The sequence below is a fragment of the Curvibacter soli genome, from assembly GCF_029211125.1.
GTDB classification, from domain to species: Bacteria; Pseudomonadota; Gammaproteobacteria; order Burkholderiales; family Burkholderiaceae_C; genus Curvibacter_A; species Curvibacter_A soli.
This window is the reverse complement of sequence record NZ_JARGEN010000054.1, coordinates 42,013-54,593: the sequence shown is the minus strand read 5'-3', so window position 1 is coordinate 54,593 and position 12,581 is coordinate 42,013. Positions and strand designations below refer to the sequence as shown.

Annotated in this window: 9 protein-coding genes and 1 tRNA gene; all 10 read left to right on the top strand. The window is 62.4% G+C overall.

Annotated features, from left to right (window positions below):
• On the top strand, positions 1–193 hold a 193-nt coding region (locus tag PY257_RS12075), incomplete at its 5' end, for an EF-Tu C-terminal domain-related protein (RefSeq protein ID WP_472924719.1).
• Between the two features lie 12 nt (positions 194–205).
• Positions 206–281, top strand: a tRNA-Trp gene (locus tag PY257_RS12070).
• A gap of 90 nt (positions 282–371) precedes the next feature.
• The gene (gene secE, locus PY257_RS12065) at positions 372–755 is read left to right on the top strand and encodes a preprotein translocase subunit SecE (protein WP_275742116.1); all 384 of its coding nucleotides are present in this window, start codon (positions 372–374) and stop codon (positions 753–755) included.
• Positions 755–1,348, top strand: coding sequence for a transcription termination/antitermination protein NusG (gene nusG / locus PY257_RS12060; protein WP_275742114.1), 594 nt, complete (start codon positions 755–757; stop codon positions 1,346–1,348). The genes secE and nusG overlap by 1 nt, the downstream gene beginning before the upstream one ends.
• A 118-nt stretch (positions 1,349–1,466) precedes the next feature.
• The gene (gene rplK / locus PY257_RS12055; protein ID WP_275742112.1) at positions 1,467–1,898 is read left to right on the top strand and encodes a 50S ribosomal protein L11; all 432 of its coding nucleotides are present in this window, start codon (positions 1,467–1,469) and stop codon (positions 1,896–1,898) included.
• A complete protein-coding gene (rplA, locus tag PY257_RS12050) occupies positions 1,899–2,594 on the top strand; it encodes a 50S ribosomal protein L1 (RefSeq protein WP_275742110.1) in 696 nt (231 codons plus the stop codon).
• Between the two features lie 244 nt (positions 2,595–2,838).
• A complete protein-coding gene (rplJ, locus tag PY257_RS12045) occupies positions 2,839–3,345 on the top strand; it encodes a 50S ribosomal protein L10 (protein WP_275742108.1) in 507 nt (168 codons plus the stop codon).
• A gap of 41 nt (positions 3,346–3,386) precedes the next feature.
• Complete coding sequence (gene rplL, locus PY257_RS12040; protein ID WP_275742106.1) at positions 3,387–3,761, top strand: 50S ribosomal protein L7/L12; 375 nt, start codon at positions 3,387–3,389, stop codon at positions 3,759–3,761.
• A gap of 263 nt (positions 3,762–4,024) precedes the next feature.
• Complete coding sequence (rpoB, locus tag PY257_RS12035) at positions 4,025–8,137, top strand: DNA-directed RNA polymerase subunit beta (protein WP_275742125.1); 4,113 nt, start codon at positions 4,025–4,027, stop codon at positions 8,135–8,137.
• Positions 8,138–8,269: 132 nt separating this feature from the next.
• The gene (rpoC, locus tag PY257_RS12030; RefSeq protein WP_275742104.1) at positions 8,270–12,496 is read left to right on the top strand and encodes a DNA-directed RNA polymerase subunit beta'; all 4,227 of its coding nucleotides are present in this window, start codon (positions 8,270–8,272) and stop codon (positions 12,494–12,496) included.
• The last annotated feature ends 85 nt before the right edge of the window (positions 12,497–12,581 follow it).

Here is a 12,581-nt window from a genome sequence, read left to right as displayed (position 1 = left end):
CTACTTCCGCACCACCGACGTGACCGGCGCCATCGAGCTGCCGGCCGACAAGGAAATGGTGATGCCAGGCGACAACGTGACCATCACCGTCAAGCTGATCAACCCCATTGCCATGGAAGAAGGCCTGCGCTTCGCCATCCGCGAGGGCGGCAAGACCGTGGGCGCGGGCGTGGTCGCAAAAATCATCGCGTAAGCAACGATTCGAAGGGGTATAGCTCAATTGGCAGAGCGTCGGTCTCCAAAACCGAAGGTTGTAGGTTCGATTCCTACTGCCCCTGCCACTTGATGTGGCTTCATCAAAAGCCCGCCATGCTCTGGCGGGCTTCGGCGTCTCCAGGCGCTGCATGTAGAGAACCAGGACAAAGCCGAGAATGGCGACTTCACAAGTAGAGACTGTCAGTACAGGAGCCGACAAGGCCAAGCTCGCCGTGTCGGTGGCTTTGGTGCTGGCGGCGCTCGTGGCGTTTTATGTGCTCGGCAAGCAGGGCGTGTTCGCGCAGTGGGCGGCCTTGATCGTGGGCCTCGGCGCCGCGGTCGCGGTCTTCGCCGTTTCCGAGCCGGGGCGCCAGCTCGCGGCATTCGGACGTGATGCGTGGCGCGAAGTCAAGAAAGTCGTATGGCCCACCCGCAAGGAGGCTGTCCAGATGACCGCTTATGTGTTTGCCTTCGTGGCGGTCATGGCGCTGTTCCTCTGGTTCACGGACAAGACCCTGGAATGGGTGCTCTATGACCTCATCTTGGGGTGGAGAAAGTAATGACCGACCCTGTTGAATCGATCGAAGGCGCTTCGCAGGCGTTCGCGGCTCCATCCAATCCGGATCTGCGCTGGTACATCGTCCATGCCTATTCCGGCATGGAAAAAGCGGTGGAGCGCAACATTGTCGAACGCATCACCCGTGCCGGCATGCAGGACAAGTTCGGCCGCATCCTCGTTCCGACCGAGGAGGTGGTGGAGATGAAGAACGGCCAGCGCCGCACCACGGAGCGCCGCTTGTTTCCTGGGTACGTGTTCGTCGAAATGATCATGGACGACGACACGTGGCACTTGGTCAAGCATACGAGCAAGGTGACTGGTTTCGTTGGCGGGGCGAAGAATCGTCCGGCTCCGATTTCGGAGGAAGACGTCGCCAAGATCGTGAGCCAGATGCAAGAAGGCACCGACAAGCCGCGCCATAAGGTCGAGTTCATGGCTGGCGAGTTGGTGCGCGTGAAGGATGGGCCATTCACCGACTTCAACGGCACCGTCGAAGAAGTCAACTACGAGAAGAGCAAGGTGCGCGTGGCGGTCATGATTTTTGGCCGCTCCACGCCAGTGGAGCTTGAGTTCGGCCAGGTCGAAAAGGCCTGACACCGCTGGAATCGAGATTTCGCGCTTTTCAGCTCGGCGCGAAAAATGCAAGGTGAGCTGTTAATTCGGGGAGCTTGGGCCTTGGCGCTCGGCGTTTGTACCCGGCAGGAGTCTATCCATGGCGAAGAAAATCGTCGGTTTTGTCAAGCTGCAAGTGCCGGCTGGCAAGGCCAATCCCTCCCCTCCGATTGGCCCGGCGCTGGGTCAGCGCGGCCTCAACATCATGGAGTTCTGCAAGGCGTTCAACGCGCAGACCCAGGGTGTCGAGCCGGGGCTGCCGCTACCGGTGGTCATCACCGCCTTCGCGGACAAGAGTTTTACCTTCATCATCAAGACGCCTCCGGCGACCACCTTGATCAAGAAGTCCATCAAGCTCGACAAGGGTTCGTCCAAGCCCAATACCGACAAGGTCGGCAAGATCACGCGCGCGCAGCTCGAGGAAATCGCCAAGACCAAGATGAAGGACATGAACGCCGCCAGCCTGGACGCTGCCGTGCGCACGATTGCAGGTTCCGCCCGCTCCATGGGCGTCACGGTGGAGGGCGTGTAAATGGCCAAGCTGACCAAGAAGCAAAAAGCCCTTCAGGGCAAGGTTGACAGCACGAAGCTGTATGCGCTGACCGATGCCCTGAGCATTGTGAAGGAAGCCGCCACGGCCAAGTTCGACGAGTCCATCGACGTGGCGGTGCAATTGGGCATTGACGCCAAGAAGTCCGATCAGGTCGTGCGCGGCGCGGTCGTGCTGCCCAACGGCACTGGCAAGACCAAGCGCGTGGCGGTGTTCGCCCAGGGCGCCAAGGCCGAGGAGGCCAAGGCTGCTGGCGCCGATGTCGTGGGCATGGATGATCTGGCAGCCCAGGTCAAGGCCGGCGACATGCCGTTCGATATCGTGATCGCGGCGCCCGATGCCATGCGCGTCGTTGGTACGCTGGGCCAGATCCTGGGCCCGCGCGGCCTGATGCCGAACCCGAAGGTCGGTACGGTGACGCCGGATGTGGCGACGGCCGTGAAGAACGCGAAGGCGGGCCAGGTGCAGTTCCGCGTCGACAAGGCCGGGATCGTGCATTCGACCATCGGCCGCCGCTCGTTCGATGCGGAGAAGCTGCAAGGCAATCTGGCTGCGCTGATCGAAGCCTTGAACAAGGCCAAGCCGGCATCGAGCAAGGGCGTTTACCTGCGCAAGGTGGCGGTGTCTTCCACGATGGGCGTCGGCGTCCGCGTGGATACGCAGACCCTCGCGGCGTAATTGCCAAGAATCGTTGGGCTGCCCGCTCGGCGGAAAGCCCAATGTGGTGGGCTGCGGCATCCTTGTGGTGCCGCAGGCCATCCAAGACCGCTGGTGTGCAAGTCGGTTGCACTTAAATCTGAATGGACCAGCGCAGATGGCGATCCCGCTGCAGATGGAGCGTGAATTCCTCGACAGTTGGTCGCTGCAAACCAAGAGCGTGCCGAAGGGCGCAAGCCCGACGGCACATATGAAGGAGTAAACCTTGAGTCTGAATCGCAGTGAGAAAGAAGCGGTCATTTCCGAAGTGACCGGCCTCGCCGCTAAAGCTCAAACGCTCGTGATCGCGGAATACCGCGGCATCACGGTCGCCGACATGACCAAACTGCGCATCGATGCACGCAGCAAGGGCGTGGCCCTGAGTGTTCTGAAGAACACCCTGGCCCGCCGTGCCGTGACCGGTAGCGCGTTTGAAGTGGTGGCAGACCAGATGACCGGCCCGCTGATCTATGGCTTCTCCGAAGACGCCGTGGCGGCCGCGAAAGTGGTGGCCGATTTCGCGAAAACCAACGACAAGCTGGTGATTCGTGGCGGCGCATTCGGTGGCAAGGCCCTGGACGTGAACGGCGTGAAGCAGTTGGCCAGCATTCCTCCGAAGGAAGTGCTGCTGGCACAACTGTGTGGCTTGCTGATGTCGCCGATCTCCCGCACCGCCGTGGTGCTGGGAGCCCTGGCGGCGAAAAAAGGCGAAGGTGAAGCTGCTGCCGCTTGAGCGTGCGGCAGACCTGTTAAACCAATTGTTAGGAAATCAAAATGGCATTCGATAAAGACGCATTTCTGACCGCGCTCGACAGCATGACGGTCCTCGAACTCAACGACCTGGTCAAGGCCATCGAAGAGAAGTTTGGCGTGAGCGCTGCCGCCATGGCCGCTCCCGCTGCTGCAGGCGGTGCCGCAGCCCCGGCCGTCGAAGAGAAGACCGAGTTCAACGTCGTGCTGCTCGAAGCTGGCGCCAACAAGGTGTCCGTCATCAAGGCCGTGCGCGAAATCACCGGCCTGGGCCTCAAGGAAGCCAAGGACCTGGTGGACGGCGCTCCGAAGGCTGTCAAGGAAGGCATTGCCAAGGCAGACGCTGAAGCCGCCAAGAAGAAGCTGGAAGAAGCCGGCGCCAAGGTGGAACTCAAGTAATTGCGTTCCCCCTGCAGGGCTGGAGAGGCTGCGAGGCCCTCCAGCCTTTGCCGCTTTCAGAGCGCACCCGAAAACACGGTTAGGTACATTGTTTTCGAGTGTCTTCTGTATTGCCGACAACAGAAGACGCCTTGGTTCGGGCGATGTGCAACGCATCGCCGTCCGCCATGGTTGGTAGTGGCCAACCACCAAGCCCGCATGCCGTGCCGCATGCGGGTTCGTTCGTCGAAGACCCAGGACTCATGTCTTTGCCCGGAGATCTCATGGCCTATTCCTATACCGAACGCAAGCGCATCCGCAAAAGCTTCGGCAGCCGCGACAGCGTGCTCAAAGTCCCCTATTTGCTGCAGATGCAGAAAGACGCCTACACGGCGTTCCTGCAGGCCGACGTGCCGCCGCAGAAGAGGACTGCCGAAGGTTTGCAGGCGGCTTTCAAAGCAGCCTTCCCCATCGTTTCGCACAACGGCTTCGTGGAAATGAAGTTCGTCGAGTACAACCTCGCGAAACCAGCGTTCGACGTACGCGAGTGCCAGACGCGCGGTCTGACGTTCGCCTCGGCCGTGCGCGCCCGGGTGCAGCTCATCATCTATGACCGTGAATCATCGACCTCCCAGTCCAAGGTGGTCAAGGAAGTGAAGGAGCAGGAGGTTTACATGGGCGAAGTGCCGCTCATGACCGACAAGGGCTCGTTCATCATCAACGGCACCGAGCGCGTGATCGTCTCGCAGCTGCACCGTTCGCCCGGCGTGTTCTTCGAGCATGACAAGGGCAAGACGCACAGTTCGGGCAAGCTGCTGTTTTCGGCGCGGATCATTCCCTATCGCGGCTCGTGGCTGGACTTCGAGTTCGACCCCAAGGACATCCTTTATTTCCGCGTGGACCGCCGCCGCAAGATGCCGGTCACGATTTTGCTCAAGGCCATCGGCCTGAACCCCGAGTCCATCCTGGCGAACTTCTTCGTCAACGACAACTTCCGCCTGATGGACAGCGGCGCACAGATGGAATTCGTGCCCGAGCGCCTCAAGGGCGAGGTGGCGCGCTTCGATATTACGGACAAGTCCGGCAAGGTGATCGTGGCCAAGGACAAGCGCATCACCGTCCGCCACACGCGCGAGCTCGAACAGTCTCAAACCACGCACATCAGCGTGCCGGAAGATTTTCTGGTCGGTCGCGTGGTGGCCAAGAACATCATCGACCCGGACACGGGCGAGATCATTGCGCGTGCCAACGACGAACTGACGGAAGCGCTGCTGAAGAAGCTTCGCGCCGTCGGCGTGCAGGAAATCCAGTGCATCTACACGAATGAACTGGATCAGGGCCCCTACATCTCGCAGACGCTGCGCATCGACGAAACCACGGACGAATTCGCCGCCCGCGTGGCCATCTACCGCATGATGCGCCCCGGCGAGCCGCCGACCGAAGACGCGGTGCAGGCCCTGTTCCAGCGGCTGTTCTACAACCCCGACACCTACGATCTGTCGCGCGTGGGCCGCATGAAGTTCAATGCCAAGGTCGGTCGTGACGAAGCCACGGGGCCGATGGTTCTGAGCAACGAGGACATCCTGGCCGTGGTGAAGATCCTGGTCGATCTGCGCAATGGCCGCGGCGAGGTGGACGACATCGACCACCTGGGCAACCGCCGCGTGCGCTGCGTGGGTGAACTGGCCGAGAACCAGTACCGCACGGGCCTCGCCCGCATCGAGAAGGCCGTCAAGGAGCGCCTGGGCCAGGCTGAGCAGGATCCGCTGATGCCGCACGACCTGATCAACTCCAAGCCGATTTCCGCAGCACTGAAGGAGTTCTTCGGTGCATCCCAGTTGTCGCAGTTCATGGACCAGACCAACCCGCTGGCCGAAATCACGCACAAGCGGCGTGTCTCGGCCCTGGGGCCGGGCGGCCTGACGCGCGAGCGCGCCGGCTTCGAGGTGCGTGACGTGCATGTGACCCACTATGGCCGCGTCTGCCCGATCGAAACACCCGAAGGCCCGAACATCGGCCTGATCAACTCGCTGGCGCTCTATGCGCGCCTGAACGAGTACGGCTTCATCGAAACGCCCTACCGCCGCGTGATGGACGGCAAGGTGACGGACCAGATCGACTACCTGTCCGCCATCGAGGAAGGCAAGTACGTCATTGCGCAGGCGAACGCAACGCTCGACGCGCAGGGCCGCCTGACCGGCGATCTCGTTTCAGCGCGCGAAAAGGGCGAATCCACTCTGGTGGGCGCCGAGCGCGTGCAGTACATGGACGTGTCGCCGGCGCAGATCGTGTCGGTGGCCGCGTCACTCGTGCCGTTCCTGGAGCACGACGATGCGAACCGCGCGCTGATGGGCGCCAACATGTCCCGCCAAGCGGTTCCCGTGCTGCGGCCCGAGAAGCCTTTCGTCGGCACGGGCATCGAGCGCGTGGCTGCGGTGGACTCAGGCACGGTGGTGACGGCCAAGCGCGGCGGCGTGGTTGACTACGTCGATGCCACGCGCATCGTGGTGCGCGTCAACGACGCCGAAGCCGTGGCAGGCGAAGTGGGCGTGGACATCTACAACCTCATCAAGTACCAGCGTTCCAACCAGAACACCAACATCCACCAGCGCCCCATCGTCCGGCGCGGCGACAAGCTGGCCGGTGGCGACGTGATCGCCGATGGCGCATCGACCGACCTGGGCGAGATCGCCATCGGTCAGAACATGCTGATCGCGTTCATGCCCTGGAACGGCTACAACTTCGAAGACTCGATTTTGATCTCTGAGCGCGTCGTGGCCGAAGACCGCTACACCTCGATCCATATCGAGGAGCTGGTGGTAATGGCGCGCGACACCAAGCTCGGTGCCGAGGAAATCACGCGCGACATTCCGAACCTGAGCGAACAGCAACTCAATCGCCTCGATGAGTCCGGCATCATCTACGTGGGCGCCGAAGTGCAGCCGGGCGACGTGCTGGTCGGCAAGGTCACGCCCAAGGGCGAGACCACGCTCACGCCCGAAGAAAAGCTGCTGCGTGCCATCTTCGGCGAGAAGGCATCGGACGTGAAGGACACCTCGCTGCGCGTGGACCAGGGGTCGCAAGGCACGGTGATCGACGTGCAGGTGTTCACCCGTGAGGGCATCACGCGCGACAAGCGTGCCCAGCAGATCATCGATGACGAGCTCAAGCGCTTCCGCCTGGACCTGAACGACCAGTTGCGCATCGTGGAAGCCGATGCCTTCGACCGGATCGAGAAGCTGCTGAATGGCAAGATTGCCAACGGCGGCCCGAGCAAGCTGCCCAAGGGCACCAAGATCGACAAGGCCTACCTGTCGTCCGTCGAGCGGTTCCACTGGTTCGACATCCGCCCTGCGGACGAAGAGGTCGCCACGCAACTGGAGTCGATTAAGAACGCGCTGGAGCAGACGCGCCACAGCTTCGACCTGGCCTTCGAGGAAAAGCGCAAGAAGCTCACGCAGGGCGACGAACTGCCGGCGGGGGTTCTCAAGATGGTCAAGGTGTACCTGGCCGTCAAGCGCCGCCTGCAGCCCGGCGACAAGATGGCCGGCCGCCACGGCAACAAGGGCGTGGTCTCCAAGATCGTGCCGGTCGAAGACATGCCGTACATGGCGGACGGCACCCCTGCAGACATCGTGCTCAACCCATTGGGCGTGCCTTCGCGCATGAACGTGGGGCAGGTGCTGGAGGTCCATCTGGGCTGGGCCGCCAAGGGCATGGGGCAGCGCATCGGCGACATGCTGCAGGCCGAAGCCAAGGTGGCCGAGCTGCGCAAGTTCTTCGAGGAGGTCTACAACTCCGCCGGACGCAAGGAAGACCTGTCGCAGTTGTCCGACGAGCAGGTGCGGGTCATGGCCGAAGAACTGGCCAAGGGCGTGCCGTTTGCCACGCCGGTGTTCGATGGCGCGGCCGAGGAAGACATCCGCGCCATGCTGCGCATCGCCTACCCTGAAGCGCTGGCCAAGGCCAAGGGCCTGACGCCCACGCGCACGCAGGCATACCTGATCGACGGGCGCTCCGGCGAGCCGTTCGAGCGGCCCACGACCATCGGCTACATGCACTTCTTGAAGCTGCACCATTTGGTGGACGACAAGATGCATGCGCGCTCCACCGGCCCTTACTCGCTGGTCACCCAGCAGCCGCTGGGCGGCAAGGCGCAGTTCGGCGGCCAGCGCTTCGGCGAAATGGAAATGTGGGCGCTCGAAGCCTACGGTGCCGCCTACATGCTGCAGGAAATGCTGACGGTGAAGTCCGACGACGTGGTGGGCCGCACCAAGGTGTACGAATCCATCGTCAAGGGTGAGCACGCCATCGAAGCCGGCATGCCGGAATCGTTCAATGTGCTGGTCAAGGAAATCCGTTCCCTGGGCCTGGACATCGAACTGGAACGCTCCTGAACAGGACCGGGATTATTAAAAAAGTGAGCTGCCAGCGCTTGATGACAAAGGGTTTGCATATGTTTTCATGTGCAAAGTTCCTAATGGCAAGCGCTGCCAGCTATGATTTTTGAAGAAAAGGAAAGAGTCACCATGAAATCGCTACTCGACCTGTTCAAGCAATTCACGCCGGATGAGCATTTCGATGCCATCCGCATCGGCATGGCTTCGCCCGAGAAGATCCGTTCGTGGTCCTTCGGTGAAGTGAAGAAGCCCGAGACCATCAACTACCGCACGTTCAAGCCCGAGCGCGACGGCCTGTTCTGCGCCAAGATTTTTGGTCCCATCAAGGACTACGAATGCCTGTGCGGCAAGTACAAGCGCCTCAAGCACCGCGGCGTGATCTGCGAGAAATGCGGCGTTGAAGTCACGCAGACCAAGGTGCGCCGCGAGCGCATGGGCCATATCGACCTGGCCGCGCCCTGCGCGCATATCTGGTTCCTCAAAAGCCTGCCATCGCGCCTGGGCCTGGTGCTGGACATGACGCTGCGCGACATCGAGCGCGTGCTGTATTTCGAAGCCTACGTGGTGACCGACCCCGGCATGACCCCGCTGAAGAAGTTCGGCATCATGAGCGAGGACGATTACGACGCCAAGCGCAAGGAATATGGCGACGAGTTCGTGGCCAAGATGGGTGCCGAGGGCATCAAGGACCTGCTCGAATCCATCGACATCGAGACCGAGATCGAGCGCCTGCGCGGCGACCTGACCGGCTCCGAGGTCAAGATCAAGAAGAACGCCAAGCGCCTGAAGGTGCTCGAAGCATTCAAGAAGTCGGGCATCAAGCCGGGCTGGATGGTGCTGGAAGTGCTGCCCGTGCTGCCGCCGGACCTGCGTCCGCTGGTGCCGCTCGATGGCGGGCGCTTTGCCACGTCCGACCTCAACGACCTGTACCGCCGCGTCATCAACCGCAACAGCCGCCTGCGCCGCCTGCTGGAGCTCAAGGCCCCGGAAATCATCGCGCGCAACGAAAAGCGCATGCTGCAGGAAGCCGTCGATTCGCTGCTGGACAACGGCCGCCGCGGCAAGGCCATGACGGGCGCCAACAAGCGCGCGCTCAAGTCGCTGGCCGACATGATCAAGGGCAAGTCGGGCCGTTTCCGCCAGAACTTGCTGGGCAAGCGCGTGGATTACTCGGGCCGTTCCGTGATCACCGTGGGCCCGACGCTCAAGCTGCACCAATGCGGCCTGCCCAAGCTGATGGCGCTGGAGCTGTTCAAGCCTTTCATCTTCTCGCGCCTGGAAGCCATGGGCATTGCCACCACCATCAAGGCCGCCAAGAAGGAAGTCGAATCCGGCACGCCGGTGGTGTGGGACATCCTGGAAGAGGTCATCAAGGAACATCCGGTGATGCTCAACCGTGCGCCCACGCTGCACCGCCTGGGCATCCAGGCGTTCGAGCCCATCCTGATCGAAGGCAAGGCCATCCAGCTGCACCCCCTCGTCTGCGCGGCCTTCAACGCCGACTTCGACGGCGACCAGATGGCCGTGCACATTCCGCTGTCGGTGGAAGCGCAGATGGAGGCCCGCACGCTGATGCTGGCCTCCAACAACGTGCTGTTCCCGGCATCGGGCGAGCCCTCCATCGTGCCGTCCCAAGACGTGGTGCTGGGCCTGTACTACGCCACCCGCGAGCGCATCAACGGCAAGGGCGAAGGCCTGATCTTTGCCGACATCGGCGAGGTGCAGCGCGCGCTGGACGCCCGTGAAGTCGAGCTGACCTCCAAGATCAGCGTGCGCATGACCGAGTGGACCAAGGACAAGGCAACGGGTGAGTTCACCTCCGAAACCAAGCTCGTGGAAACCACGGCGGGCCGTGCGCTGCTGTCCGAAATCCTGCCCCGCGGCCTGCCTTTCGCGAACATCAACAAGGCACTCAAGAAGAAGGAAATCTCCAAGCTCATCAACGTCTCGTTTCGCAAGTGCGGCTTGAAGGAGACGGTGGTGTTCGCCGACAAGCTGCTGCAAAACGGCTTCCGCCTGGCCACGCGCGCCGGCATCTCCATTGCCATCGAGGACATGCTGGTGCCGCCGCAGAAGGCCGGCATCATCGAGCACGCCGAGAAGGAGGTCAAAGAGATCGAGCAGCAATACGTGTCCGGCCTGGTCACCTCTGGCGAGCGCTACAACAAGGTGGTGGACATCTGGGGCAAGGCCGGCGATGAAGTGTCAAAGGTCATGATGCAGCAGCTCGCCAAGCAGAAGACCACCGACCGCCACGGCAAGGAAGTGGACCAGGAGTCGTTCAACTCCATCTACATGATGGCAGACTCGGGTGCCCGCGGTTCCGCCGCGCAGATCCGGCAACTGGCCGGCATGCGCGGCCTGATGGCCAAACCCGATGGTTCGATCATCGAGACTCCCATCACGGCCAATTTCCGTGAAGGTCTGAATGTGCTGCAGTACTTCATCTCGACCCACGGCGCTCGCAAAGGCTTGGCGGATACCGCGCTGAAGACGGCTAACTCCGGCTACCTGACACGCCGTCTGGTGGACGTTACGCAAGACCTCGTGGTGACCGAGGACGACTGCAGCACCGCCAACGGTTCGGTGATGCGCGCCATCGTCGAGGGCGGCGAAGTGATCGAGTCGCTGCGCGACCGTATTCTTGGCCGCACTGCAGCCGAAGACGTGCTGCATCCCGAGACGCGCAGTGTGCTGTTGAAGGCGGGCGATATGCTCGACGAAGACGCCATCGAGGAGCTGGAGGCAGCGGGCGTGGACGAGGTCAAGGTCCGTACCGCGCTCACCTGCGAAACGCGCTACGGCCTGTGCGCCAAGTGCTATGGCCGCGACCTGGGTCGCGGCGGCCTCATCAACCTGGGCGAGGCGGTCGGCGTGATCGCGGCCCAGTCGATCGGCGAGCCCGGCACGCAACTGACGATGCGGACCTTCCACATCGGCGGCGCGGCATCGCGTGCGGCCATTGCTTCGAGCGTGGAAGCCAAGTCCAACGGCATCATCGGCTTCAACGCCACGATGCGCTATGTGAGCAACACCAAGGGCGAACTCGTGGTGATCGCCCGTTCGGGCGAGATCGTCATCGAGGACGAGCATGGCCGCGAGCGCGAACGCCACAAGGTGCCCTATGGCGCCACGCTGGCAGTAAAAGCCGACCAGCAGCTCAAGGCCGGCACCATTCTCGCCAACTGGGATCCGCTGACGCGCCCCATCATCACGGAATTCGCCGGGACGGTGAAGTTCGAGAACGTCGAGGAAGGCCTGACGGTTGCGAAGCAGGTCGACGAAGTGACCGGCTTGTCCACCCTCGTGGTGATCGACCCCAAGCGCCGTGGTTCAGCCAAGGTGGTGCGCCCGCAGGTGAAGCTGATCGACGCCGCAGGCAACGAGGTCAAGATCCCTGGCACCGACCACTCGGTGACCATCGGCTTCCAGGTCGGCGCGCTGATCCAGGTGCGCGACGGCCAGGACGTGGGCCCCGGCGAAGTGCTGGCGCGTATCCCGGTCGAAGGCCAGAAGACCCGCGACATCACCGGCGGTCTGCCGCGCGTTGCCGAATTGTTCGAGGCCCGTACACCCAAGGACAAGGGCACGCTGGCCGAGCTGACCGGCACCGTGTCGTTCGGCAAGGAGACCAAGGGCAAGGTACGCCTGCAGATCACCGATCCGGATGGCAAGGTGTGGGAAGAACTCGTGCCCAAGGAAAAGAACATCCTGGTGCACGAAGGCCAGGTGGTCAACAAGGGCGAATCGATCGTGGACGGCCCGGCCGACCCGCAGGACATCCTGCGCCTGCTGGGTATGGAAGAGCTGGCGCGTTACATCGTCGATGAAGTGCAAGATGTCTATCGTCTGCAGGGCGTGAAGATCAACGACAAGCACATCGAGGTGATCGTGCGCCAGATGCTGCGCCGCGTCGTGGTGGACAACCCTGGCGAATCCAGCTATATCGCCGGCGAGCAGGTCGAGCGCTCGGAAATCCTGGGCACCAACGACAAGCTGCGTGGCGAAGGCAAGATTCCTGCGACGTTCACCAACCTGCTGCTAGGCATCACCAAGGCGTCGCTGTCCACCGACAGCTTCCTGAGTGCCGCCTCGTTCCAGGAAACCACACGGGTGCTGACCGAGGCCGCCATCATGGGCAAGCGCGACGAACTGCGCGGCCTGAAGGAAAACGTCATCGTGGGTCGCCTGATCCCCGCCGGCACGGGCTTGGCCTACCACCAGGCACGCAAGGCCAAGGAGCAGATGGACGATGCCGAGCGCCGTGCCATCGCTGAAGCCGAAGCCGCGGAACTTGCGGATGCCAGCGAGGCGGCTGGTACCGAAGGCGCAGAGGGCTCTGCCACTGCCGAGTAAGGGCGTGGCCTAGCCGCCGCTCTGCGCTCCCGGTTTGTCATGTGGCAGCCGGGAGCGTTTTTTCATTGATGTGTTAAGTGCCCTG